Raw genomic sequence first — 22,625 nt, 5'->3', positions numbered from 1 at the left:
CGTCCGCTGCCTCGTACAGCGACACTGCGATGCAACTCCGGTCATGGCAGGTGCCGCTCCCTGCGGAACTGGTCGAGCGGATACGTTCGGCCGGCCATTCACGGTCGCGTGGGTGGACATTACGAGCCGGCGGCCGATGGGCGGTACACGGTGGACTGCTCTTCCCGCGCGGCCTGTCCGGCGTTCACACCTCTGCGCTCAACCGGCAGTTCCTTCCTCGTCGGCTGCGGCACCGTCCCGTTCCCCGTCGTCCCCCGCCGCCTTGTCCGGCACGAACACCAAACTGACCACATGCCGCCGACGCCCGTCCCCCGGAGTGGTATGCGTCCGGCGTTCGACGGCGGCTTCGATCTCGTCGACGAGAGCGGTGAACTCCTCCTCGGTCACCCACACGGCGCCCTGCCGGTACAGGACTCCCTCTCGTGGCGGGTCGGCGTCGTCGCGGGACAGGTAGCGGTCGAAGTCGCCCATGACGGCCGCGGTGAAGACCGTGAATGCCTGGCGGTGGTCGTCCTTGGTCATGCTGGCTCGGGTGTCGGCGTCGATCAGGGCCTCGCTCTGGTGGACCCGGTAGCTGCGCTCGACGGTTCCGCGTACCGGCCTCTCGCGGACGACTTCGAGGATGCCGGCCTGGGTGAGGGCGGCGACGTGGCGGTACATCGTTGCTGGCGAGACATCGGGCAGTCGATCGCGTAGCTGGGTTGTCGTCAGCTCGTCGGCGCCGAGTAGCGTCTGCAGGATGCGCATCCGGACGGGGTGCATGAGCTGGTTCGCGTTTGCCATGCGTCCAGTGTCTCATGATTGATAACTTTCTCGCATATGAGAGTGATGAAAGGCGGAACTTTGCCCGACGCAGCGATGACGGTCACCGCGGACGATGGGACACCCCTGGCCGGCACCCTGACCCTGCCGGACACCGCGGGCCCGCACCCCGCCGTCCTGCTCCTGCACGGCTCGGGCCCGCTCGACCGCGAGGGGAACACGCCGAAGGTGCCCGTGGACCTCGGCCGACCCCTCGCCGACGCCCTCGCGTCGAAAGGCATAGCCACACTCCGCTACGACCGCCGCGGCGTCGGCGAGACCCCAGGTGCCTGGCGCGCGAGCGGCTTCACCGACAACGGCCGCGACGCGGCCACCGCGGTACGCGCCCTCGCCGAGCACCCCGACGTACGCTCCGACGCGGTCGGCGTCGTCGGCCACAGCGAAGGCGCCCTCCACGCGATGGCCGTCGCCGGGCAGGAGGACGTGCGGGCAGCGGTCCTGTTGGCCGGATACGCCCGCCTCGGTGAGGACGCCCTGCGCTGGCAGGCCCGCTCGGTCGTCCAAGGGCTCCCCGCCCCCGTGCGACTGCTCCGGCGCCCGCTCGGCGCCTTGGGCAACCGATTCCTCGCCCACATCCGAAAGACCCGCACCGACGTGGCGCGCCTGGCGGGCTTCCCCCTCAACGCCCGCTGGATGCGCGAGAACCTCGCCCACGACACCCGCGCCGACCTCGAAGCCGTCCGCGCCCCCGTCCTCGCCGTCACGGGCGAGAAGGACCTCCAGGTGGACCCCGACGACCTCGACGAGATCCGGCGCCTCACCCAGGGCCCCACCGAGATCCACCGCGTCCCGGACCTCACCCACGTGCTGCGCCGCGACCCCGGCCGCCACACCCTCCGCTCCTACGGCCGCCTCCTCCGCGACCCGGTCGACCCCGAACTCCTCGCCCTCGTCGCCACGTGGCTCGCCGGCCAACTCGGCACGCAGCCGGACGAGATGCCCTCCGGCGCGGAGACGGCCCGTCCCTGACGCTCGGAATCGCCCCGGGCGGGAAGGCGCTTGTGCCCTGCCTCCGGATGTACGGGCGGGGCTACTCGGCCTCGTGCTGCTTCGGGGCGCCGAGGGCCCGGTAGGTGACGTCGATCAGGTAGTCGTTGAGTCGTCGGGACGCCGACACGGCGTCCTTCTCGTCGCCGTGCGCGACGCCGCGGAGGATGGCGCCGTGCAACCGCGCCGCCTGGGCCAGGTGTTGGGCGGTGTCGGGGAGGTGGGCGAACCAGAAGCGGCGGGAGAGGGCCTGGAGCGGCGCCATGGCCAGTTGGAGGTAGTCGTTGTGCGCTGCCGTGGAGACCAACTCGTGGGCCTGCTTCAGCAGGGTTCCGAAGGCCCGGGCGTCGTCCCCCTCGAACTCGTCGAGCGCACTGCTCAGTTCGAGCATCGACTCCTTCTGCCGGGTCTCCGCGCGGAACGTCGCCAGCCGGACCGCGAGGTCCTCCAGGGAGCGGCGCAGCTCCAGGAGGCGGAAGTGCTCCTCGATGGTCGTGGTGGCCACGAACACCCCGCGGCGCGGCAGGATCTCGACCATGCGCTCCCGGGAGAGGCGCTGGAGGGCCTCGCGTACGGGTGTGCGCCCCAGTCCGGTGAGCTCCATGAGCATCGCTTCCGACAGGAGCTGACCGGGGGCCAGCTCCTGGAAAGTGATCATGTCCTCGAGCATGTCGTACGCCTGGTCGGCCTTGTTCGGCTCCCGCTGCACGCCGCGCCCTCCCTGCCATAAATCAGCTCGTCGTCTTGTCTGGACACATAGCATCCTAGCCATGTACAACTGATATATGAGTCACACATCACAGCCCGAGTTCGCCTCCTGGCGCCTGGACACGAGCGACCTCGACATCGCCGCACTGCCCGTCCTGTGCGAGGTGGACGTCGTGGTCGTGGGCGCCGGAGCGGCAGGGGTGGCGGCGGCCACCGTCGCGGCCGAGCAGGGGCGGAGCGTGCTCCTCGTCGAGAAGTACGGTTTCGCGGGCGGCGCTGCCGTGGCGGGGATGTCCGGCACCATCTGCGGCCTGTACCGCTCCGCGCCGGAGCCTGTCGCCCCCGAGCAGCTCGTGTACGGGTTCACCGAGCGGTTCCGGAAGGAGCTGCGTAGCCGGGGCGGCCTCACCGCGCCGCAGCTCTACGGCAAGACCTTCACCGACGCGCACGACCCCCTGGTCTGGCGGGAGACCGCCGACGCGCTCCTGGAGGCCGCCGGGGTCCGGGTCCTCTTCCACGCCGGTGTGCTCGCGCCGGTCCTCGACGGGGAGACGCTCAGGGGCGTGGTGATCGAATCCAACGCCGGACGCTCCGTCGTGCGCGCCCGACGGGTGATCGACGCCTCGGGGGACGCCGCCGTCGTCGCGCGCACCGGTGCGCCCACCGTCTTCGGCGACGAGGGCGTCATCCAGAACCCGACGATGTTCTTCCGGCTCGGCAACGTCGACATGGCCGCGTACGAGTCGTTCTACGGGCCCGACACGATCTGCGCCCCTGAGGTCTCCGCGGCCATCGAAGAGGCCCGTGACAAAGGGGCCGACCTGCCGCGTTCGAAGATATGGATGTTCCGCACGCCCCGCCCGGGCGAACTCCTCGTGAACGCCACGCGGTTGACCGGGCGCGACGGCAGGATGCTCAACGTCATCGACCCGGAGGACTTCACCGAGGCCGAGGTGTACGGACGCCAACAGGTGCGGGCCTACGCCGACTTCCTGGCCAGGAACGTGCCCGGCTGCGCCGATTCCTTCGTGGTGGACACCGGGGTCGAGGTCGGTATCCGGCAGACCCGCAGCATCCTCGGGGTGGAGACGCTGCGCAACGACGACGTCGTCGAGTGCCGCAAGCGTCCCGACGGCGTGGTCCGCTCCGCCTGGCCGATCGAGCTGCACAACGGCGATCGGCCGAAGCTCCAGTGGCTCTACGACGACTACTACGAGGTGCCCTACCACGCCCTCGTACCCCGTGCCGGCGAGCACGTCATCGCGGCCGGGCGCTGCCTGAGCGCCGAGCACGAGGCGCTCGCCTCCGCCCGGGTCACCGCCCAGTGCTTCGAGTACGGGCACGCGGCGGCCGTGGCGACCCTCATCTCCCTCGAGGAGGAGGCGCGGTACCGGGACATCCGCGGTTCCGACGTGCGGGAGCGGATGCGTGCCGCGGGGAGCGCGCTGTGACGGGCCGTCGAGAAGTCCGCCGGGTCGGCAGTCGAACCGAGAACGAGGAGAGGCCGAGCACCATGTCCGAAGACGGAACCCGGCGCCCCCTGCTGCCGGACGAGGACCGGGGCGAACCCGGCCGGCTGCGCAGTGAGTTCGCGCCGGGGAGCACGCGGTGGGCGGTGCGCAGGGCGCAGTGGACCGCGATGGGGCACGCTCTCAAGGACCAGGGACGGCCGAAGATCGCGGTCGTCAACACCTCCTCGAAGCTGTCCGTTTGCTTCGCACACCTGGACGGGATCGCCGACCTCGTCTCCGAGGCGATCTGGGAGGCGGGCGGGCTGCCCCTGGAGATCCGCACCGTCGCGCCGAGCGACTTCGTCACCAGCGCGGGGCGCAAGGCGCGGTATCTGATGCCCACGCGGGACCTGATCGTCAACGACGTCGAGGCGGCCGTCGAGGGTGCCGTGCTCGACGGCATGGTCTGCCTCTCCTCCTGCGACAAGACGACGCCTGCGCACCTCATGGCGTCCGCCCGTCTCGACATCCCCTCGATCCTCGTCGTCGGCGGGTACCAGCAGGGCGGTCGCCGTGCCGGGTGCTCGGTGGACATCGACACCGTCTACGAGTCCGTCGGCGCGGTGAAGTCGGGGAGCATGACCACCGAGGAGCTCGGGCGGCTCGCCGACTCGGCGATCCAGGGCCCGGGTGTCTGCGCCGGCCTCGCCACCGCGAACACCATGCACGTCCTCGCCGAGGCCCTCGGCATGACGATGCCGGGCTCCGCCCCCACCCGTGCCGACTCCGCGCCGATGCGCACCAAGGCGGCCGAGGCGGGTGCCCGCATCGTCGAGATGGTGGCGAGCGGCCTCACCGCACGGCAGGTCCTCACCCGAGAGGCGATCGAGAACGCCATCGAGGTCGCGCTCGCGCTCGGTGGCTCCGTCAACTGCGTCCGCCACCTCGCGGCCGTGGCCAACGAGGCGGACCTCGGGATGGACGTGGTGGCGGCTTTCGAGGAGAAGGGGCGCGACGCGGTGCAGCTCGCCGCGATCCGGCCCAACGGTGCGCACCAGGTGTGGGACCTCGACCGGGTCGGCGGCGTGCGGACGGTGCTGCGCACCCTCCTGCCCAGGCTGCACCGCGACGCGCTCACCGTGTCAGGCGAGACCGTCGGCGCCCTTGCCGAGCGCGCCCCGGCAGCCGACGGCGAAGTGCTGCACCGTCTCGAAGAACCCGTCAACGACGAGCCGGGGCTGCTCATCATGCGCGGCTCCCTCGCCCCGGACGGCGCCATCGTCAAGGTGGCCGGAGCCGGGACGGCACGGCGCCGGTTCTCGGGCGCGGCCAACGTCTTCGCCACCGAGGAAGAGGCGATCAATGCCCTCGGGGAGGGCGAGATCCGGCCCGGTGACGTCATCGTGCTGCGCGGCATGGGTCCCCGCGGCGGCCCCGGCACCGTGTTCGCCGCGAGCTTCGTGGCCGCCCTCAACGGGGCCGGGCTCGCCGGGCAGGTCGCCGTGGTCACCGATGGCGAACTCTCGGGCCTCAACCACGGGTTGGTGGTCGGTCAGGTGATGCCGGAGGCGGCGGACGGCGGGCCGCTCGCCGGCGTGCGCCCCGGCGACACCGTCAGCATCGACCTGGACGCCCGGCTCGTCGACGTCTCCCCCCTCCGGAACGGGACGCCGGTGACCGCCGGCCGTCCGGACCTGGAGCGGGGGTGGCTCGGGCAGTACGCGGCTCTCGTCGGCCCGGTGCAGCAGGGCGCCGTGCTCCGCAGAGCGGCACCGCAGAACACGGAGGACCAGTGATGCCCTCGACCAGAACGCCCCAGTCCGGACGTGCAGCCGCCGCCGCGCTCGTCGGCACCGTACTCGAGTGGTACGACTTCATCATCTACGGCACGGCGGCCGCCATCGTCCTCAACACCCTCTTCTTCCCCTCGGGGAACCCGGTCGTCGGCACCCTCGCCGCGCTGGCCACGTACGCCGTCGGGTTCGTCGCACGCCCGGTGGGCGGGCTCGTGCTCGGGCGGCTCGGGGACCGCGTCGGGCGGAAGAAAGTGCTCGTCCTGACGCTGCTGCTGATGGGCGGCGCCACCACGGCGATAGGCGTCCTGCCGACGTACGAGACCATCGGCGCCGCCGCGCCCGCGCTGCTCGTCGTGCTGCGGCTCGTCCAGGGATTCGGGGCCGGCGGTGAGTACGCGGGTGCCGTCGTGCTCTCCGTCGAACACGCGGAACCGAAGCGGCGCGGGCTGGTCGGCTCCGCGGCCCCGCTCGGCTTCGCGCTCGGAACGCTCCTGGCCAACGGGGTGTTCGCGCTCTTCATGCTGATGCCGGACGACGCCTTCCAGTCGTGGGGCTGGCGCATTCCGTTCCTCCTCGGTGCCGTCTGCGTGGGTGTGGGATACCTCGTGCGGCAGCGCGTCGAGGAACCGGAGGCGTTCGAGAACGCCAAGGAGCAGCAGCGTCCGCAGCAGGCGACCCTCTTCGACGCGCTGCGGCGGCACCCGCGGAGCTTCTTCATCGTCGTCGGCACGAGGATGGGCGAGAACGGGTTCGCCTACCTCTTCCCGGTGTTCGGGGTCTCGTACGTCTCCACGACGCTCGACCTCGGCGACTCCCTCGCCCTCACCGCAGTGATGGCCGCCTCCGTCGTGCAACTTCCGATGGTCCCGCTCTACGGCTGGCTCTCGGACCGGGTGGGCCGACGGCCGGTCTACGCACTGGGTGCCGGCGTCTCGCTGCTGTGGCTCGTCCCGTTCTTCCTCCTCGTGGGGACGAGCAGCACGGGCGCGGTGGTCGGCGCGTTCATCGTCGGGCTCGGGCTGCTCTACCCGGCGATGCTCTCCCCGCAGGCGGCCTGGTACGCGGAGCTCTTCGACACGGAGTTCCGGCTCACCGGCTTCGCCTTCTCCCGCGAGGTCGGCTCCGTCATCGCGGGTGGGCTGTCGCCCTTCATCGCCACCGCGCTGTACGCCTGGGCCGGCCACTGGTGGCCGATCGTCGCCTACATGGGGCTGCTGTCGGTGATCACCCTGATCGCCCTGGCCATGGGGCCGGAGACGGTGCACCGCAGCCTGGAGGCCGACGACGGGGAGGGCGACGCGCGTTCGTCCCCGCCGGCGAACGTCGGGTAGCCGCCTCGGGCCCGTCGTCCTGCGGGGCGGCGGGCCCGAGAGCGTGGCGGTGCGCTGCCGCGGGGAGCGGATGGTGACGGCGTCGTCGGGTCCGAAGACCGCTGGGGTGCCGGGCGATGCCGAAAAGGGAAGCGGAGCTCGGCTTGAGCAGCACCGTGGTACGGAGCAGCAGCCCCGTCTCCAGGGCGTTCATCGAGGTGGTGCCGGTTCGTAACCGCCCGCGGAGCCGGGCGCCGCGGGAGCCCGCGGCCGGGGCGGTAAGCAGTGTGCTGCTCGCGCAGGTTCACCCCGGGCTCGGATGCAGACGCGTCAGCCACCGATGGGACCGGCCCGGCGCGTACGCCGAAGTGCTCGCCGTCTCCGGGGGTTTCAGCAGCACCGCACATCGGGAACCGAAGCCTGCATGCTTGAGAACCTTCTACGAGGTGGCGTGGCCGGTGCCGCAGGGACGACCGTGCTGAACGCCGTGACCTACACCGACATGGTGCGGCGGGGCAGAGGCGCCAGCGGCGCTCCGAGCCAGGTCGTGGAGAAGCTCGCCCAGGCGGCGGGGCGTTCGGTCCCCGGTTCGGGCGACATCCGGGAGAACCGGCTCACCGGCCTCGGCGCCCTGTCCGGTATCGCCGTCGGCTGCGGCACGGGCGTGGCCGTCTCGCTGCTGCGGTCCGCGGGCGTGCGTATGCCGTGGTGGCTGGGTGGTGCGGTCACCGGTGCCTTGGCGATGGCCGCGACCGACCTTCCCATGGCGAAGCTGGGCGTCAGCGATCCGAAGGACTGGTCGGCGAAGGACTGGGCTTCGGACGCGGTGCCGCACCTCGTCTACGGGCTCGTCACCTATGCCGTCGCGTCGTCCGGGAGCGAGCGGGCGTGCCCTCGGTGAACCCCGCCCTTCAGCGGGGCCGGACCGAGGTGGCGACATGGACGACGGCCGCACTCGTCCGCAACCCGCGGCAGGTCAACTGACGCGGCGGTGCGCGGTGGCTCCGCACGTCGACGTCGAAGTCGGTCGAAGGCCGGCTGCCCGTGACGCGGACCGACCAGCGGTCGCCACTGACTCGGGACGTCTCGGCGACCGCGTACTCGTGGCGGCCGGCCGGCCCGAAGCGCCGCAGCACGGCCGCGACGGCGGCTTGCTGAGGCGGGCGGAGATCGGTGTATCCGCGCAGGTGCTCCGCGTGGACACGGTCGGCCAGGTGCTCTTCCACCGTCACGAGGGCTGATCCGGCGTCGAGGCCGCCGTAGTACACACCGTCGGGTACGACGACCACGTTGGCGGCGAACCGGTCACCGCCGACGTGCGTGCACTCCCACACCTGGTCCGGTCGGCGCTCGCTCAGGGCGCGCCCCACGGGCCGTCCGCGCACGGCGCAGCAGACGTCGTGCTTCCCGTGCGTACAGACGAGGACAACAGGGGGCCGCCCGAGGTCTCCGGGGGCACCGAGGGCTTCGGCAATCTGCGCCAGGTCCTCGTCACGGTTCCACACCCCCCACTGCTGGCGGTGGGCGCCCGAGGTCTCGTGGTGCAGGACGGCCCAGCGCCTCGGGCCGTGCGACCTGCCGCTTCCGTGTCGTCTGATCAGCAGCACCCGTGCCCTCACCGCCTGAGCCGCCGAGAACACGAGTGCCTTGGTGCCGGGATCGAGGTCGAGACCGTCGAAGCCGTTCACCGGCCAGCCGCCCCGGTACTCGACGAGCACCCACGTGCGGCCGTACGGCGCGGTGCCCGCCAGCAGGTCGCCGCGGACGCGGGCGGCTTCGGCGCAGAAGAAGCGCTCGGTGGCAGTCAACGCGGCGGAGTCACCGTCCGGCGGGTACGAGCACGCCCGCGCGCAGCAGTCTCTCGACGAGGGCGACGCCGAGTTCACCGGCGGTGCGTTCCGCACCGTCGAGCAGGCGGGTCACGGCGGGCACGTCGTCCTCGGAGAAGTCGAGCCAACCGGCGCGAGTGGTCAGGCGGGTGCCCTCCCACCGCGGCTCCAACGCCTCACGGAGTCGGACCGGCGACTCGGGGCCGAGGCCGTCGACGGCCGCGAGCTGGGCCAGCGGCCCCAGCGGCGCGGGGCGGCCCTGGTGGCGCCGCGTCCGGTGGAAGCGGGGAGCGGCCTCGGCCTCGCGCACGGCGGCGAGCAGGTGTTCGCGCACACTGTCGATCTCGTCTTCCGGCTCGGCCACGCCGAGCGGCAGCGTGCCGCGCATCCAGGGCTCCTCGCGCAGCAGCGCGAGGGCGGAGTGCGTGAGCTGTTCGGCCAGCGCGTAGCGCGTCCAGTTGTGGACGCCCAGCGTCAGGTGGATCGAGACCTCGCCCTGCGCCTGCGCGGCGTGCAGCCAGCCGCGCGGCAGGTAGAGGACGTCGCCCGGCTCGAGCACCGCGTCGAGGTCGGGCTTCTCCTTCGCGGCTTCGGCCACGGCCGAGCGGAAGTCGGTCCAGGGCTGGTCACGGAGCGGGTCGGGGTGTACCGGCTCGTGGACGAGCCAGCGCTTGGTCCCCTCGACCTGCAGGACGAAGACGTCGTGGACGTCGTAGTGGTCGTCGAAGCCCCGGCTCTGCGGCGGGGTGACGTAGGCGTTGGCCTGCACCGGGTGTCCCAGCTCCGTGCTCAACCTGGCGGCGAAGTCCGCGACCGGTCCCCACGTGCGGTGCAGGGCCTGCAGGGTGAGCGTGGCGCCGTCGGCGAACTGGCGCCACAGGGCGGTGTCGTCGAGCTGGTCGGCGATCGTGGCGCCGACGCCTCCGGCCGAGGTGAACGACGCCTCGGGGAGCGTGGCCCCGTCCTTGGCGACGCGGAGGAACGGCGTACGCAGTCCGCGTCGGGAGACCAACTCGTCGACGGCGTCGGCGGAGAAGAGGCCGGAGAACTCGCTCGCCCGACGTGCGAGGAGCGGTCTGCGCGACCATACGTCGCCGGCGAACTCCTCCCGGGCCAGGCCGGCGAGGAGCGTCTCCAGAACCCCGGCGTCCGCTGCGGCGCCAGGGTTCCGGAGCTCGGCACCCGAGGCGTTCAAGAGCGGTCGTCGGATTCCTCGGCGTCGCCGTCCGCGCCGCCGTCGTGGACGCCGGGGACGCCGGCGGCGCCGCCGTCCGCCGGGCCTTCGGCGCCACTGTCCGCTCCGCCGTCCCGGACACCCGGGGTACCGGCCGCACCCGCGTCCGCCGGGCCTTCGGCGCCACCGTCCGCGCCGCCGTCGTGGACGCCGGGGACGCCGGCGGCGCCGCCGTCCGCCGGACCCTCGGCACCACTGTCGGCTCCGCCGTCCTCAACACCCGGGGTGCCCTTTGCGCCCGCGTCCGCGGGGCCCTCCTGCTCGTCGGGGTTCTGCTTGCGGCTGGTCATACTGCCTCCCGCGCATCGAACGGCTGGAACCGGGACGGCGTCTGCGCCCCAGCGCGAGGCGAGGTGAGCCCTCGTGGACACCGCCGGATCGAGCGTACTGCTACGGGTGGAAACTCTCGATTTGCGACGAAAAGTTCGCTTGGTTGGACCACCGATGCGCCGGTTCGCGATGCGTCGTCGGAAGGTCTCGGCGCAGTGCTCGATGTGTCCGGTGCGACTTGAGCGAGCTCTCGGACGTACGGGTCTGCGGCCCGGAGTGCATGCGCCGACGGACTCACGCACACCTCGGGAGAACAGGCCGTCGTTGCAGGGATGTAAGCGGGGCTGGGACGCCCCGCCGCACCGACTCATCGCGTACCTGTCTGCTCCGGGCCACGCGGCACGGGGACCAGTTCCTGGACGTCGCCGAGCCGGGCGTCCGGTTCGGCGACGCGGGCCAGAGCCCAGAAGAGCAGGGCGAGGCCGGTGGCTCCCGGGTCGGGGCTCCCGACGGCCCGTTCGCCCAGGTAGGAGGCGCGGCCACGGCGGGCTCGGACGTCGGCGGTCGCCGAGGCACCGGACAGTGCGGCTTCGGCGACGTTGGTCCAGGAGCCTCCGCCGGCCAGTGCGTCGAGGGCCGGGACCAGTGCGTCGACGAGGGTGCGGTCCCCTGGGTCGGCCTCTCCGACCCGCTGGATCGCCGCGAGACCGGACCGTACCCCTTCCGTCCAACCCGCCCGGTCGTCTGCCGTTTCGTTCAGTGCGCGGCTGACCTCGTTGAAGAGAAGGCCGATCAGCGGGCCGCTGGTGCCGCCCACCTCGTCGAGGAAGACGCTGCCGGCTACCGCGGTCGCCGAGACGTCGGGTCCGGCATCCAGCGCAGCGACGGTCGCATCGAGGCCGTCGCGCAGATTGTCCCCGAAGTCCCCGTCACCGGAGATCTGATCCAGCGCGGTGAGCGCTTCGTGCGCGGTACGGGCGGCTCGGGCGTAAGTGCGCACCACGCGGGACTGGTCGATCGTTGTCATGCGAATCGCTCCGTTGCGGGGAAGGCGGGCGTACGGGCGGGCTTCTGCCACAGGTCGAGCCACCCGGGACGCAGAGCCGTCAGGGTGAGGGAGAAGCCGCTCATGTCCAGGGCCGGGACGTAGCTGCCGACGAGCCGTGCGGCTACGTCGATCCCGCGCTTCTCCAGGATCTGGCTGACGAGCTCGTGGACGGCGTACAGCTCCAGCGCCGTGGTCGCGCCCAGCCCGTTCACGAGGAGAAGCACGCCCTCCCTCGTGCTGGGCAGGCTCTCCAGCAGCTCGGTGGTCATTCTCTCGGCGACGTTGTCGAGTGCCGGGCGGTCGATGGTTGTTGCGGCCCGTTCGCCGTGAATGCCGACGCCGTACTCGATCTCGTCCGGTGCGAGCGTGAACGCCTCGCCGCCCCGGGAGGGGGAGGTATGGGCGCGCCCGGCCACGGCGAGGCTGCGCGAGGCGCCCGCGACTTCCCGTCCGAGCAGTGCCAACTCGTCCAGGCCGAGGCCGGTGTCGGCGGCCGAGCCGAGGATCTTCTCGACGGCGACGGTGGCGCCCGTGCCGCGTCGGCCGGTCGCCGTCCGGTCGCTTTCGGTGGCCAGGTCGTCGTCGACCAGGACCCGCTGCACCTTGATGCCGTCCGCGCGCAGCCGCTCGTCGGCGATGCCGAAGTTGATGCGGTCGCCGGTGTAGTTCTTGACGATGTGTATGACGCCCTGCTCGCGGGCGACGGCGCGGCTCGCCTCATAGACCTGGCGGTTGTGCGGAGACGCGAAGATCCGGCCGGGAACGGCGGCGTCCAGCATGCCGCGGCCGACGAAGCCGGTGTGCAGGGGTTCGTGACCGGAACCGCCGCCGGAGACGAGCGCGGTACGACGGTCGGGGTGCGGCGCGGTCGCGGTGACGAACAGCGGGTCCTCGTGCAGTTGCACGAGCGGAGCGTGGGCACGGGCGAAGCCGCGGAGTGCGAGGCCGACGGGGTCGGTGTGGGGGAGGAAGAGGTGGTTCACCGCTCCGGGTCCTTTCGGGCAGGGGAAGCGTCGGCGTTCCGGCCATGGCGTCTCATCGTTCACCGGCCCGCAGCCGGGAGGCAGCGAGCGCGGAGAGGACGGCGACTCCCACGCAGTAGACGACCAGCCAGCTCCAGTGGCCCCCGCCCGCGGTGAGCAGCGCGGTGCCGATGAGGGGAGAGAAGCCGCCGCCGAGAGTGGCACCGATCTGCTGGGTGGCGGACAGCCCGGTGTAGCGGACGTCGACGGGGTAGAGGTTGGCGAAGAGCGCGCCTTGCGCTGCGTACATCGAGGCGTGGCCGACGCCCAGCCCGAGGGTCATTCCCAGCGCGTATCCCCAGAACGAACCGGTCTGCATGAGCAGGAAGAAGGGGACGGCAAGCAGCGCCTGGAAGACGGCTCCGCCGATGTAGACCTTCCGACGGCCGACACGGTCGGACAGTGCCCCGAAGTACGGAAGTGTCAGGCACTCCACCGCGCAGGCCACGAGCACCGCCATCAGCACCGGGCCTTTGTCGAGGTCGAGTTCGGAGGTGACGTAAGTGATGGCAACGACGTAGTAGATGTTGAACAGCCCGCTCTCGGCGATCTTCGCGACGACGGAGAGGGCGAGGGCACGCCACTGCCTGGAGAAGACCTCCTTCACGGGGAGGCTCTGGACTTCGCGTTGCTCGCGCATCTTGACGAACTCGGGGCTCTCGGTGACCCGTAGGCGGATGTAGACCCCGACGCCGACGAGCAGGATGCTCGCGAGGAACGGCAGCCGCCAAGCCCACTGGTCGTACGTCCCGTCGGGCAGCACGACGTCGAGCGCGGTCACCAGCCCGACGGGGAGCAGGACGCCCGCGGGGGTACCGATGTGCACCAGGGAGGTGGCAAGCCCCTGTCTGCGGGCGGGGCTGTACTCCAGCGCCATCAGCAGCCCGCCGCCGTACTCGCCGCCCATGCCGATCCCTTGGACCAGCCGGATTGCGACAAGGAGAACGGGTGCGGCGACACCGATGCTGTCGTAAGAGGGCAACAGGCCGATGGCGAAGGTCCCGAGTCCCATCATGAGCATGGTGATGATCAGGACGTTCTTGCGGCCCAGCCGGTCGCCGTAGTGTCCGAAGACGATGCCGCCGAGCGGACGGGCTACGTAGCCGACGAAGTAGGTCGCGAAGGCGGCGAGGGTGCCCACGATCGGGGAGGCCGTGGGGAAGAAGGTCTTGTCGAAGACGAGCGCTGCCGTGGTGGCGTAGAGAGTGAAGTCGTAGTACTCGACGGTGGTGCCGAGGGTGCTGGCGGTGACGACCCTGCGCAGCGATTTTCTCTGCGAGGGCGCCGTAGCTTCGGATGTCTCGGATGTGGACATGCTCGCTCCGTTGCGATGTACGGCTCTGGGCGATGCGGGCAATGGCGGGAGCGGCCTGTGCCTTCGCGTTTCCCACGTGCTAACATCTGATGCATCAGACATTACATCCGCTCTGAAGGGGCGGCAAGAGCAGCAGCGGGAGGCAATCCGTGAAGGAAGTGCGGCTCGAAGGCATGATTTCGACGGTGGTCACGCCGTTCGACGAGCACGACCAGGTCGATCTCGACCTGCTGCGCGGCGAGGTGCAGTACCTCCTGGCCCGGGGGGTCACAGCGCTGTGCGCGTGCGGCAGCACCGGCGAAGGGCAGACGCTGTCGTTGGAGGAGAGCGCCGCCATCTGTGCGACTGTCGTCGACGAGGTCGCCGGCAGGGTGCCGGTGATCGGCGGAGTCATTCAGAACTCCACCGCGCAGGCCAAGCGTTACTCACTGGCCTTGAAGGAGGCCGGAGTCGATGCGCTGCAGGTCACCCCGATTCACTACGTCTTCAGCGCGTCGCCCCAGGAAACGGTGGCCCACTACCGCGAGATCGGTGAAGCGACCGACCTGCCGATCGTCCTGTACAACGTGGTTCCGTGGGCGCTGGTGCCCATCGACACCATCGAGCTGCTGCGTGAGGTTCCGCAGGTCGTCGCCGTCAAGCAGTCGGGCGGCGACGTCCACCTTCTGGCCGACCTGCTGCACCGGGTGCGCGACCGCTTCACGATCCTTGCCGCTCTGGACGACCTGCACTACCCCGCCTTCATGATGGGCGCGCACGGAGCGCTGGCCGCCATCCCGACGGTCACCCCTCAGTTGAGCGTCGAGCTGTGGAACGCCGTGCAGGCGGGCGACCATGCCACGGCTCTCGCGCTCCACGAACGCATACTCACCGTCTGGCGTGCCATCGATGCTCCGAATCTGCCGGCCACCCTGAAGGCCGCGCTCGAGCTCCAAGGACGCTCCCCGGGTCTGCCGCGGCGGCCCTTCGCGCCCGCGACCGAGGCCGAGCGCGAGCGCATCCGCACGGCGCTCGTTGCGGCTAATCTGATCGATTAGACATCAGTTTCCCGCAGGAGCAGTCCATGGCCACTCAGCACCCTCAGAACAGCAGCGAGCCCGCCCTCGTGGTCGGCTCGATCGCCGATCAGCTGTACGGCATCCTGTGTGACCGCATCACCACCGGGGTCTATGCACCGGGCTCACGACTCGACCCGCAGGCCATCGCCAAGGAGTTCGGAGTGTCCCGCACGCCGGTACGGGACACGCTCGTGCGCCTGGAGAACGACCGGCTCGTGGAGACCCGGCCGCGGTCCGGCACCTTTGTGACCCGGCCGAGTCGTCACGACGTGCATGAGGTCTGCCAACTGCGCAAGGCACTGGAGTGGCTTGCGACCGGTGTCGCCGCCGTGAACATGCCGGGAGAGCAGATCGCCGACCTGCGTGCTGAGGCTGTCTCCGCGCTCAAAGCCGCCGACAACGGCGACTACGATCCTTTCTTCGCCAGCGACACCCGCATCCACCGGGAGATCGTCGTCGCCACCGGCAACAGCCGGTTGATCTCTGCCCGCGAATCCGTCGAACCGTTCGTCTACTGGCTGCGCGTTCTCGGTGCCACCGGGCGCCACCGACTGGCCGGGTCGACCAAGCGGCACCTGGAGATCTTGGACGCCATAGCCGCCCGCGATGTGGACAAGGCACAGGAGGCAGCCGCGCTCCACCTCGTGGAGATCGAGGAGTGGACCCTCGCCGACATGGCCTCGCACACGATCGTCACCTGAGACCTCTGCGCGGCATCGCTCGGATCTTCGGCGGCCGTCAGCACATCAGCACCACACACCCGGAGGACCCCGTGACTCCACCCGTCACCACCGTGCCCTACCCCGCTCCCGTCCACACGGCGCTTGCCGCGGCCCGCTCGGCACAACGCCCTGCCCGCAATACGCGGGCCGGTGACCGCGCCCGCCAGTTGCGGACCGCCGCCGACGCCCTGGACGCGGCGGCTGACACCCTCATACCTGTGGCACAGCGCGAGACGCGTCTGACGGAGGCCCGACTCCGCGGCGAACTCGCCCGCACCACCTTCCAGGCGCGGCTCTTCGCCGACCGTCTGGAGCAGGGAGCCTTCCTCGACGCACGAATCGACCACGCCGACGCGGACTGGCCCATGGGCCCGCGCCCCGACATCCGGCGCACCCACCTGCCCCTCGGCCCGGTGCTGGTCTTCGCTGCTTCCAACTTCCCTTTCGCGTTCAGCGTGTTCGGTGGTGACACCGTCAGCGCGCTGGCGGCAGGCTGCCCTGTCGTCGTCAAGGCTCACCCCGGCCATCCCGAACTCTCCGTCCTCACCGCCCGTACGGTCACCGAGGCGCTGACGGCGGCCGGAGCACCGCAGGGCCTGCTCTCCCTCGTCGAAGGGCAGGAGGCCGGCGTGGCCGCCGTCCAGGACAGTCGCATCAAGGCAGTCGGTTTCACCGGCTCGACCCATGGCGGCCGGGCGCTGTTCGACCTCGCCGCCCGCCGGCCCGACCCCATCCCCTTCTACGGCGAACTCGGCTCGACCAACCCCGTCGTCGTCACTCCGTCGGGCTGGAGGGAACGCGGCCTCGAGATCGCCGAGGGCTTCGCCGACTCGTACTCACTGGGCTCGGGCCAGTTCTGCACCCAACCCGGCGTCGTCTTCGTGCCGGACGCCACGGACTTCGCCGCTGCCGTACCTGCGGTCGCACCCGGCCCCATGCTCAACGAACGCATCCACGACGCCTACCGGGAGTCCCTGCGAGAACTGTCCTCGCGGCCCGACGTCGGCACGGCCGCCCGCGCCGAGGGCCGCCAGGACGGACCCGAGGCCGTCCTGCTGCGCACCGATGCGCAAGCTGTCCTCGCCGACCCTTCACTGATCTCCACCGAGGTCTTCGGGCCCGCCACCTTGCTGGTGGAGTACGAGTCGCTGGACGAGGTCGTCCGGGTGCTCGATGCGTCGGGCGGCAGTCTCACGGGGTCCGTGCACGGCGGCGAGGCCCCGGACGCCGACGCTCTCACCCTCCTCGACGCGCTGGCCGAACGAGTCGGCCGCGTCCTGTGGAACGAGTGGCCCACCGGCGTGACCGTCAGCGACGCGCAGCAGCACGGCGGTCCCTGGCCCGCCACCACAGCGCCCACCACGACCTCTGTCGGTACTGCGGCCATACACCGGTTCCTCCGCCCCGTCGCCTACCAGAACGTGCCCGTTGCGGGACTCCCGGCCGAGCTGCGCTACTGACCTGTGCTCGCGCGTGGGGGTTCGTCCCTGGGTGCTCCGGCGCCACGGCAGCCTCCAAACGCGCGGCCACTCCTCACCAGGCGGTTTGGAAGAGGGACCACTCTCGTCGTGCTGTTCCCGAAAGGCCACCGCGAACGGACACCCACTGGGTCATGTGCGGCGCCGGGTGGTTGCGGCTTTTCGGAACCGCCCGGGCGGCGCCCCTGCCGTGCCGATCCCGTCGGTACGGCAGGGGAGAGTCCTGCGGCTCAATTGCCCTCCTGGCAGCGCGTGACCATGGCGGCAATCGAATCCCGGAGCTGTCGGCGGCTCTTTACGCCGATCTTGCGGAACACGCGGCTCACATAGTTCTTCACGGTCTGCTGAGTCAGGCTCAGTGCCGAGGCGATCTCTCCGTTGCTGCACCGCCCGAGCAGGAGGCGGAGCACCTCGCCTTCCCTGTCGGTGAGGAGGTGGCGCGCGATGACCTTGGGCAGTGTCTCGTCCGGGATCGAGTCACCTTCGAGCGCGAGGACGCTCTCCCCGCGGTTCGTTCTCTCTATCGCCTGCAAAACCTCGGTCGTCGGAATGCTCTTGTGGACGAAGCTGTCGGCGCCACAGGACAGAGCTGCCACTACCTCGGCGGGATCGCGGGTCGCGGAGAAGACCATGAGCCTCGGGCTCCAGGGCATCGAGTTGATGCACCACAGCAGCTCGCATCCACGCGGTCCGCGTAGGGGTTCCAGCTCGGATATCACCAGGCTCGGGCGCAAATACTGCACCTGAGCTATTCCTTCGCTCGCGGAAGCCGATTCACCCAGGAATTTTAGAGTCGTTCCTGAGGCGATAAGGCTTCCCATCGCCGCTCGGACACAAGGATGCCCGTCTATGATGATTGCTCCCATTTCTATTCCCCCTGATCACCATGGCGATTCCTCATTCGGTCGAGCAGGAATCCGCGGTGGCGCCGATTTCGCATGGTCCGCCGCCGTCGAAAAGATCCGTGGAAGCGTGTGGCCTACGAAGGCGCAAACGTTGACATCCGGGCGTCGTCGATGATGTGGTGCACGCCAGGATGCCAACCGTGTGAGCGATGACGAATGGTGAGACGTTCGACCCGCCGGAGCCCCACTGATCCGGGGAAGGTCTATGCCTTTTCCCCGGGTCCATGGATCGACAAGGCTGGGCTTGCGAGCTGACAATGCCCCGCCGACGAGTGTCACGCCCTTCATGGGGCGCACTCTACATAGTTGTCGCGAGTAGATGCGAGCAGTGCACGTGTCACCAGTTTTCTACTATTCAGTACGGAGGGTCTGACGCTGAACGCTTGTTTACCTGGACCGCAAGAATGGGGGAGCCGGCGCATGGGGTATCTGCGAACAACGGAAGCCGCTCGAACACGGGGCGTCTTTGGCGGCCGTACCGGTGGGTGAGCTGGGTGTTGTCTGCCCCTGGGAACTTCGTCCCGTACGGCGAGCCGGAAGACCCGTGGAAGCGGGTCGCGCCGCTGTTGCCGAAGAAGGAACACCGCTTCCGGTACCTGGCCGACTACCGGTTGCCGACTGCACGACGAGGTACTGCTCGACGAAGTCGACGGCGCCGATACGCGCCGCGTCGGCCTGCCTGGCGAAGGATAAGCCGGTCAAAGGCCGCGCCACCCACCACGAACGATGCAGACGCCACGAACTTTCGGTGCAGAACTAAGGTGACCGTTGCCCCCCCCCGGAAACAGTGCGACGGTCATTTCGTTTGCAGCAAAACACGGGTCAGCGCTATCGACGGTAGCTTCAGCGCGTCGTGGTCGGACCGGAACCCCGCGCGTGCTCCTGGTCGAGAGCGCGCGTCCGGCCCGTTTCGTCGGAGGCGGAGACGACTCCGTGGCTCGCGGTGATCTTCGCCCTTACGTGGTGGAGGAGTGCTGGAGGTGGGGGAGGATCGGGGCTTCTGGCGGCGTCGATGGCGCTGCGGCTGGCCTGCCTGATCGCGTCCCGCAGTTCGTGCCGATTGTCCACACCCAGCTTGCGGAAGATGCGGCTCACGTGGTTCTTCACGGTCTGGCGGGCGAGGACCAGCTCGTCGGCGATCTCTTCATTAGTTAAGCGCCGCAGCAAGAGAAGCAGGACCTCTCCCTCTCTCTCCGTGAGTTCGTGCTGCAACGCGATCTGCTTGAGCGGCTGGCCCTCGGGGGCGGCGTCGCGCTCCAGGAGGAGGACGCTCTCCCCGCGCTTGGTCTTCTCGATGGCGAGCAGCACCTCATGCATCGGTGTGCTCTTGTGAACGAAGCTGTCAGCGCCGGACGACAGGGCTTCGAGGACTTCGCCCGGGTCGCGCGAGGCCGAGAACACCATGATGCGGGGGCTCCACGGCAGAGTTTTGATCGCCCGCAGGAAGTCTGCGCCCTCGCTGCCCTGGCACGGTTCCAAGTCGGAGATGACGAGATCGGGGCGCTCTCGTTTGATCTGGCAAAGACCTTGGTCCGCCGTGGCCGTTTCGCCTTTCAAGGTGAGACTTGTTTGGGATTCAATCAGTTCGCTGAGTGCCATTCGCGTGCACGGGTGGCTACCTATCACGACCACTCCCATTGCCGACGCCCCCACCTTCGGTTGCAGATCTGGACTCAGTCGCGCTGGCGGGTCGCCAGACCATTCTGGCCAGCTCAAGTGAGTGGATGTTAACAGCGCGCTACGCGGACCTGCAATAATCTTGACGGTCGCTGCTCATCGGTGGTTATGGTCGCATGTGGCGCGGCCGTTTAGCGGTTGATGGGCCGCCGGGGTGTTCACCGGGTGAGACCGTTTCCGGCGAGAGGTCTTTGCCGGAATTGCGGTGCAGGATGCGCGTGCGTGCCCAGATCGAATCCGACGTGGCGCTCCAATCACGTGGACGATGCGATCAGGCTGTGCACTCTCTCATTAGTCCCAAGGAGAGGCTTTCGTTGCCGGCCGCGGCGATGTGCTGTCAACGGCCGCTCATCGGTGCCCGGGACACGGGCGTCCTGTGCAGCGCCCCCGGCCCGTATTTCAGGGCGTTCGCCAGATTGCGGGGTCCGGACGGTGCCGTGGTCGTGTTGACTCTTGGAGTCCCGCTGTATCCCGGCGCGGATTTTACGTACTCGGACCGCGGCACCGTCGAACGGGAGACGGCCAGTCATTTCGGCATCAGCCGTCGGGTCGGCTCGCTGGCGGGAATTGGACTGATTCCGAGTCCGCCAGCCAGGCCGCGATCGTTGATGCGGTACGCGGCGAGCGGGAACTGGCGAGTATCTGCCAGTGCAGAGATCAGTGAGGCGCACGGCCGGGGGAAGGTCGACGGAGGTAAAGGCGCCGCCGTGGAGCTCCTGGACGCCCGAGGGTCATTTGTTGACTCGGGCCACATGTGGCAACCGGGCTGCGGCGCTTTTTGTGCCCCCTCCCCCTGAGGAGTGCGAGAACACTCTGGTTGGTCCGGAAGCTCGCTGCCACGGGAAGAGCGGGCGGTGCGTCGGCCAGGTTGCACAGTGTTCTGCTTGGTGACGCACTTTCACTCCGTCCTCGGACGGACCCGATTCTCCGGGACGGTGTCGGAGTTTCCGTCGTCGACGGAGGAACAAGCCTCCTCGTTCTCCGGCAGGCAGACGGCCGCCACCGGGTTCGCCGTGCCGTCCGGTCACGTGGGTTCCGTGAGGACGACGACGTGCTTCGCCCCGTGCGGAGCCACGGTGCGGGCTCCGAGGGAGCATATCGAGCGAGATTCAGGCGTAGTCCAGTGGTCGTGGGACAGGGTACGTTCGTTTTCAACTAACGGAATGAGGGCGGTCACCGGAGCCGAACGGTGTGGGGGGTTGTGCTGGTTCGGCTCACGTGTTTCCTCAGTGCGCTGCGACCTTAGGCGAGGGAGGAAGGCGGAGCATCCGCCTCCGGGTACCGTCCGGCCCCGTCGACCGGTACCGCCGGTACCTCACCGTTTCCCCCACGGCCTCTGTTCCCATGGCCGGGCCGCCGGTGGGCAGGTGTCCCAGTTGCGTGGTCGCGCGTCCCTACGCAGTTCGGGCGGATGCCTTAGTTGTGCGGGGAGCCGTGCCCATCGAAATCCCTTCGGGTCACCCCTAGCTTTTGAGGGGTCAGAGCGAAGCCGATCTCATTTGGCGAAGGGAATGCGATGAGGAAGATCCACAGGACCGAAGTGAAGGCGGAAATCGTCAGGGAACCGGGGGCGAAAGACGCGCTGCACCGCAAACTCATCGACACGACGGACGGTGCCGACCGTTTCGTGCTGACGGAGTTCGAGCTCTCCCCCAACGGTTCCACTCCGCCCCATTACCACGATTGGGAGCACGAAATATACATCATCGAGGGCTCGATGGGTCTCGTGATGCCCGAGCAGAACCTGACCGAACAGGTCGGTCCGGGGGACGTCGTCTTCATCCCCCGCAACGAAGCCCACGGCTTCGTGACCGGGACCGATCAGACGTGCCGGTTCCTGGTCGTCGCGCCGTGCGAGCGGCCCCCGGTGCGCAACTTCTTCCTCTCCGACGACCCCTACGAGTACACGCAGCTTCCCGAGTACGCGAACTCCCTGGGGGACAAGTGACCATCGCGTCCGCGCCTGTCACCCCCGCGCCGGGCTCCGCCGAGGACTCGTCGCGCGTCCACGGCATCCTCACCGCGTACCTGCAGTCGAAGGCTGTGTTCACGGCCCTGGAACTCGGGTTCTTCGAGAGCCTCGAGGAGGAGCCGCACACCGTCGGCGAGCTGGCCTCGGCCCTCGGCCTCGAACAGCGTCCGACCCGTGCGCTGCTCGTCGCGCTCACCGGTCTCGACCTCGTCCGGCGCGCGGGGGAGAGGTACACCAACTCCCCGGAGGCCTCTCGCTATCTGGTGGCCGACCGCCCCGAGTACATGGGCGGCTTCGCCAACCACCAGAACAGCCACTTCGCGCACTTCGACAAGCTCGCCGACGCCGTGCGGGACAACTCCTCGCTCAACCAGCGTGTGCTCAAACAGGGGTACCGCGACCAGGGCGCGGCGGCCGGTGAGGGACGTGAGGGCACCGCGCGGTTGATCCAGGCGATGCGCGTCAGCTCGCGCCTGCAGGCCGACAAGCTGGCCGAGGCTGCCCCGCTGGAGGGCGTCAGCCACATCCTCGACCTGGGCTGCGGGTCCGGCGATTACTCCATCGCACTGGCCCGGCGCAACCCCGGGCTCGCGGTGACGTCGCTCGACTACCCCGCGGTCATCGACCTCGTCCGTGCCAACGTCGCCGAGGCCGGCGTCGGCGACCAGGTCACGCCCCATCCCACGGACATCATGAACGGCCCGTGGCCGGAGAGCGCCACGGTCATGCTGTCCCACGTCCTCGACGGGTACGGGCCCGAGCGCGCGGCGCACCTGATCAAGCGCGTCTACGACCATCTGCCCGAAGGCGGGCAACTGCTGGTGCACGCGCACATGCCGTCGCTCGCCGCCGGCCTGTTCCCGTACATGTTCGGCCTGATCCTCCTCGTCAACACCGAGGAAGGCGAGGTCCGGGACGACGAGGACATCATCGGCTGGGTCAAGGAGGCCGGCTTCGGCTCCGTGGAGACCAGCAACATCTCGCTGCTCTCCGGCCTCGTCGTGGCGACGAAGTAGGGGGC

General features: G+C 69.7%; 20 protein-coding genes. 10 read left to right on the top strand and 10 right to left on the bottom strand.

Annotated features, from left to right (window positions below; genetic code table 11):
- Positions 1 to 198: 198 nt before the first annotated feature.
- On the bottom strand, positions 199 to 783 hold the full coding sequence (locus F603_RS0129235) for a helix-turn-helix domain-containing protein (protein ID WP_019549481.1): 585 nt from the start codon (positions 781 to 783) through the stop codon (positions 199 to 201).
- Between the two features lie 60 nt (positions 784 to 843).
- On the opposite strand from F603_RS0129235, the gene F603_RS0129230 reads away from it, so the two are divergent.
- The gene (locus tag F603_RS0129230; protein WP_026328818.1) at positions 844 to 1,791 is read left to right on the top strand and encodes an alpha/beta hydrolase family protein; all 948 of its coding nucleotides are present in this window, start codon (positions 844 to 846) and stop codon (positions 1,789 to 1,791) included.
- Between the two features lie 61 nt (positions 1,792 to 1,852).
- Here F603_RS0129230 and F603_RS0129225 read toward each other — a convergent pair whose 3' ends face one another.
- Positions 1,853 to 2,518 (bottom strand): GntR family transcriptional regulator, encoded by a 666-nt coding sequence (locus F603_RS0129225; RefSeq protein ID WP_019549479.1) that lies wholly within the window; start codon positions 2,516 to 2,518, stop codon positions 1,853 to 1,855.
- 76 nt (positions 2,519 to 2,594) lie between these two features.
- Here F603_RS0129225 and F603_RS0129220 point away from each other — a divergent pair, with 76 nt between their 5' ends.
- From F603_RS0129220 to F603_RS0129205, 4 genes are all read left to right on the top strand, one after another.
- Entirely contained in the window at positions 2,595 to 3,968 is a 1,374-nt protein-coding gene (locus F603_RS0129220) for an FAD-dependent oxidoreductase (RefSeq protein ID WP_019549478.1), read from the top strand.
- Positions 3,969 to 4,030: 62 nt separating this feature from the next.
- On the top strand, positions 4,031 to 5,764 hold the full coding sequence (locus F603_RS0129215) for a dihydroxy-acid dehydratase domain-containing protein (RefSeq protein ID WP_019549477.1): 1,734 nt from the start codon (positions 4,031 to 4,033) through the stop codon (positions 5,762 to 5,764).
- Positions 5,764 to 7,095: an MFS transporter gene (locus tag F603_RS0129210; protein ID WP_019549476.1), complete on the top strand. Its 1,332-nt coding sequence runs from the start codon at positions 5,764 to 5,766 to the stop codon at positions 7,093 to 7,095. Before F603_RS0129215 ends, F603_RS0129210 begins: the two co-directional genes overlap by 1 nt.
- Positions 7,096 to 7,498: 403 nt before the next feature.
- Positions 7,499 to 7,975, top strand: a complete 477-nt coding sequence (locus tag F603_RS0129205; protein ID WP_026328815.1) for a hypothetical protein — start codon at positions 7,499 to 7,501, stop codon at positions 7,973 to 7,975.
- Between the two features lie 10 nt (positions 7,976 to 7,985).
- On the opposite strand, the gene F603_RS0129200 is transcribed toward F603_RS0129205, so the two are convergent.
- The 6 genes from F603_RS0129200 to F603_RS0129175 all read right to left on the bottom strand — a co-directional run bounded on the left by F603_RS0129200 (position 7,986) and on the right by F603_RS0129175 (position 13,792).
- Entirely contained in the window at positions 7,986 to 8,882 is an 897-nt protein-coding gene (locus F603_RS0129200) for a ferredoxin family protein (protein WP_019549474.1), read from the bottom strand.
- Between the two features lie 10 nt (positions 8,883 to 8,892).
- Positions 8,893 to 10,098: a cupin domain-containing protein gene (locus F603_RS0129195; RefSeq protein ID WP_019549473.1), complete on the bottom strand. Its 1,206-nt coding sequence runs from the start codon at positions 10,096 to 10,098 to the stop codon at positions 8,893 to 8,895.
- Positions 10,095 to 10,427, bottom strand: coding sequence for a hypothetical protein (locus tag F603_RS0129190; RefSeq protein WP_019549472.1), 333 nt, complete (start codon positions 10,425 to 10,427; stop codon positions 10,095 to 10,097). The genes F603_RS0129195 and F603_RS0129190 overlap by 4 nt, the downstream gene beginning before the upstream one ends.
- Positions 10,428 to 10,774: 347 nt before the next feature.
- Positions 10,775 to 11,434: a dihydroxyacetone kinase subunit DhaL gene (gene dhaL / locus F603_RS0129185; RefSeq protein ID WP_019549471.1), complete on the bottom strand. Its 660-nt coding sequence runs from the start codon at positions 11,432 to 11,434 to the stop codon at positions 10,775 to 10,777.
- A complete protein-coding gene (locus F603_RS0129180) occupies positions 11,431 to 12,438 on the bottom strand; it encodes a dihydroxyacetone kinase subunit DhaK (protein WP_019549470.1) in 1,008 nt (335 codons plus the stop codon). The genes dhaL and F603_RS0129180 overlap by 4 nt, the downstream gene beginning before the upstream one ends.
- A 52-nt stretch (positions 12,439 to 12,490) precedes the next feature.
- The gene (locus F603_RS0129175; protein WP_019549469.1) at positions 12,491 to 13,792 is read right to left on the bottom strand and encodes an MFS transporter; all 1,302 of its coding nucleotides are present in this window, start codon (positions 13,790 to 13,792) and stop codon (positions 12,491 to 12,493) included.
- A gap of 149 nt (positions 13,793 to 13,941) precedes the next feature.
- Between F603_RS0129175 and F603_RS0129170 the strand changes: the two genes are divergently transcribed.
- The 3 genes from F603_RS0129170 to F603_RS0129160 all read left to right on the top strand — a co-directional run bounded on the left by F603_RS0129170 (position 13,942) and on the right by F603_RS0129160 (position 17,032).
- Positions 13,942 to 14,829, top strand: a complete 888-nt coding sequence (locus tag F603_RS0129170; protein ID WP_019549468.1) for a dihydrodipicolinate synthase family protein — start codon at positions 13,942 to 13,944, stop codon at positions 14,827 to 14,829.
- Positions 14,830 to 14,855: 26 nt separating this feature from the next.
- Positions 14,856 to 15,551, top strand: a complete 696-nt coding sequence (locus tag F603_RS0129165; RefSeq protein ID WP_019549467.1) for a GntR family transcriptional regulator — start codon at positions 14,856 to 14,858, stop codon at positions 15,549 to 15,551.
- A gap of 71 nt (positions 15,552 to 15,622) precedes the next feature.
- A complete protein-coding gene (locus F603_RS0129160; protein ID WP_019549466.1) occupies positions 15,623 to 17,032 on the top strand; it encodes an aldehyde dehydrogenase (NADP(+)) in 1,410 nt (469 codons plus the stop codon).
- Between the two features lie 248 nt (positions 17,033 to 17,280).
- Here the strand turns inward: F603_RS0129160 and F603_RS0129155 are convergent, their stop codons facing one another.
- Entirely contained in the window at positions 17,281 to 17,916 is a 636-nt protein-coding gene (locus F603_RS0129155) for a LuxR C-terminal-related transcriptional regulator (protein WP_078503788.1), read from the bottom strand.
- A gap of 882 nt (positions 17,917 to 18,798) precedes the next feature.
- Positions 18,799 to 19,593, bottom strand: coding sequence for a LuxR C-terminal-related transcriptional regulator (locus tag F603_RS0129150; RefSeq protein WP_078503787.1), 795 nt, complete (start codon positions 19,591 to 19,593; stop codon positions 18,799 to 18,801).
- 1,555 nt (positions 19,594 to 21,148) lie between these two features.
- Between F603_RS0129150 and F603_RS0129140 the strand changes: the two genes are divergently transcribed.
- Both F603_RS0129140 and F603_RS0129135 read left to right on the top strand, forming a co-directional pair.
- Positions 21,149 to 21,580, top strand: a complete 432-nt coding sequence (locus tag F603_RS0129140; RefSeq protein WP_019549462.1) for a cupin domain-containing protein — start codon at positions 21,149 to 21,151, stop codon at positions 21,578 to 21,580.
- Positions 21,577 to 22,620: a methyltransferase gene (locus tag F603_RS0129135; RefSeq protein ID WP_019549461.1), complete on the top strand. Its 1,044-nt coding sequence runs from the start codon at positions 21,577 to 21,579 to the stop codon at positions 22,618 to 22,620. The genes F603_RS0129140 and F603_RS0129135 overlap by 4 nt, the downstream gene beginning before the upstream one ends.
- Positions 22,621 to 22,625 lie beyond the last annotated feature (5 nt).

This window comes from Streptomyces sulphureus DSM 40104 (genome assembly GCF_000381025.1).
GTDB lineage: Bacteria > Actinomycetota > Actinomycetes > Streptomycetales > Streptomycetaceae > Streptomyces > Streptomyces sulphureus.
This window is presented reverse-complemented; position numbering and strand designations above follow the sequence as displayed.

What these genes read in the sequence shown, in the direction of transcription:
- F603_RS0129190 (WP_019549472.1), bottom strand. Translation starts at nt 10,427, where the DNA reads ATGACCAGCCGCAAGCAGAACCCCGACGAGCAGGAGGGCCCCGCGGAC.
- F603_RS0129235 (WP_019549481.1), bottom strand. Translation starts at nt 783, where the DNA reads ATGGCAAACGCGAACCAGCTCATGCACCCCGTCCGGATGCGCATCCTG.
- F603_RS0129165 (WP_019549467.1), top strand. Translation starts at nt 14,856, where the DNA reads ATGGCCACTCAGCACCCTCAGAACAGCAGCGAGCCCGCCCTCGTGGTC.
- F603_RS0129210 (WP_019549476.1), top strand. Translation starts at nt 5,764, where the DNA reads ATGCCCTCGACCAGAACGCCCCAGTCCGGACGTGCAGCCGCCGCCGCG.
- F603_RS0129215 (WP_019549477.1), top strand. Translation starts at nt 4,031, where the DNA reads ATGTCCGAAGACGGAACCCGGCGCCCCCTGCTGCCGGACGAGGACCGG.
- F603_RS0129205 (WP_026328815.1), top strand. Translation starts at nt 7,499, where the DNA reads ATGCTTGAGAACCTTCTACGAGGTGGCGTGGCCGGTGCCGCAGGGACG.
- F603_RS0129155 (WP_078503788.1), bottom strand. Translation starts at nt 17,916, where the DNA reads ATGGGAGCAATCATCATAGACGGGCATCCTTGTGTCCGAGCGGCGATG.
- F603_RS0129150 (WP_078503787.1), bottom strand. Translation starts at nt 19,593, where the DNA reads ATGGGAGTGGTCGTGATAGGTAGCCACCCGTGCACGCGAATGGCACTC.
- F603_RS0129140 (WP_019549462.1), top strand. Translation starts at nt 21,149, where the DNA reads ATGAGGAAGATCCACAGGACCGAAGTGAAGGCGGAAATCGTCAGGGAA.
- F603_RS0129175 (WP_019549469.1), bottom strand. Translation starts at nt 13,792, where the DNA reads ATGTCCACATCCGAGACATCCGAAGCTACGGCGCCCTCGCAGAGAAAA.
- dhaL (WP_019549471.1), bottom strand. Translation starts at nt 11,434, where the DNA reads ATGACAACGATCGACCAGTCCCGCGTGGTGCGCACTTACGCCCGAGCC.
- F603_RS0129220 (WP_019549478.1), top strand. Translation starts at nt 2,595, where the DNA reads ATGAGTCACACATCACAGCCCGAGTTCGCCTCCTGGCGCCTGGACACG.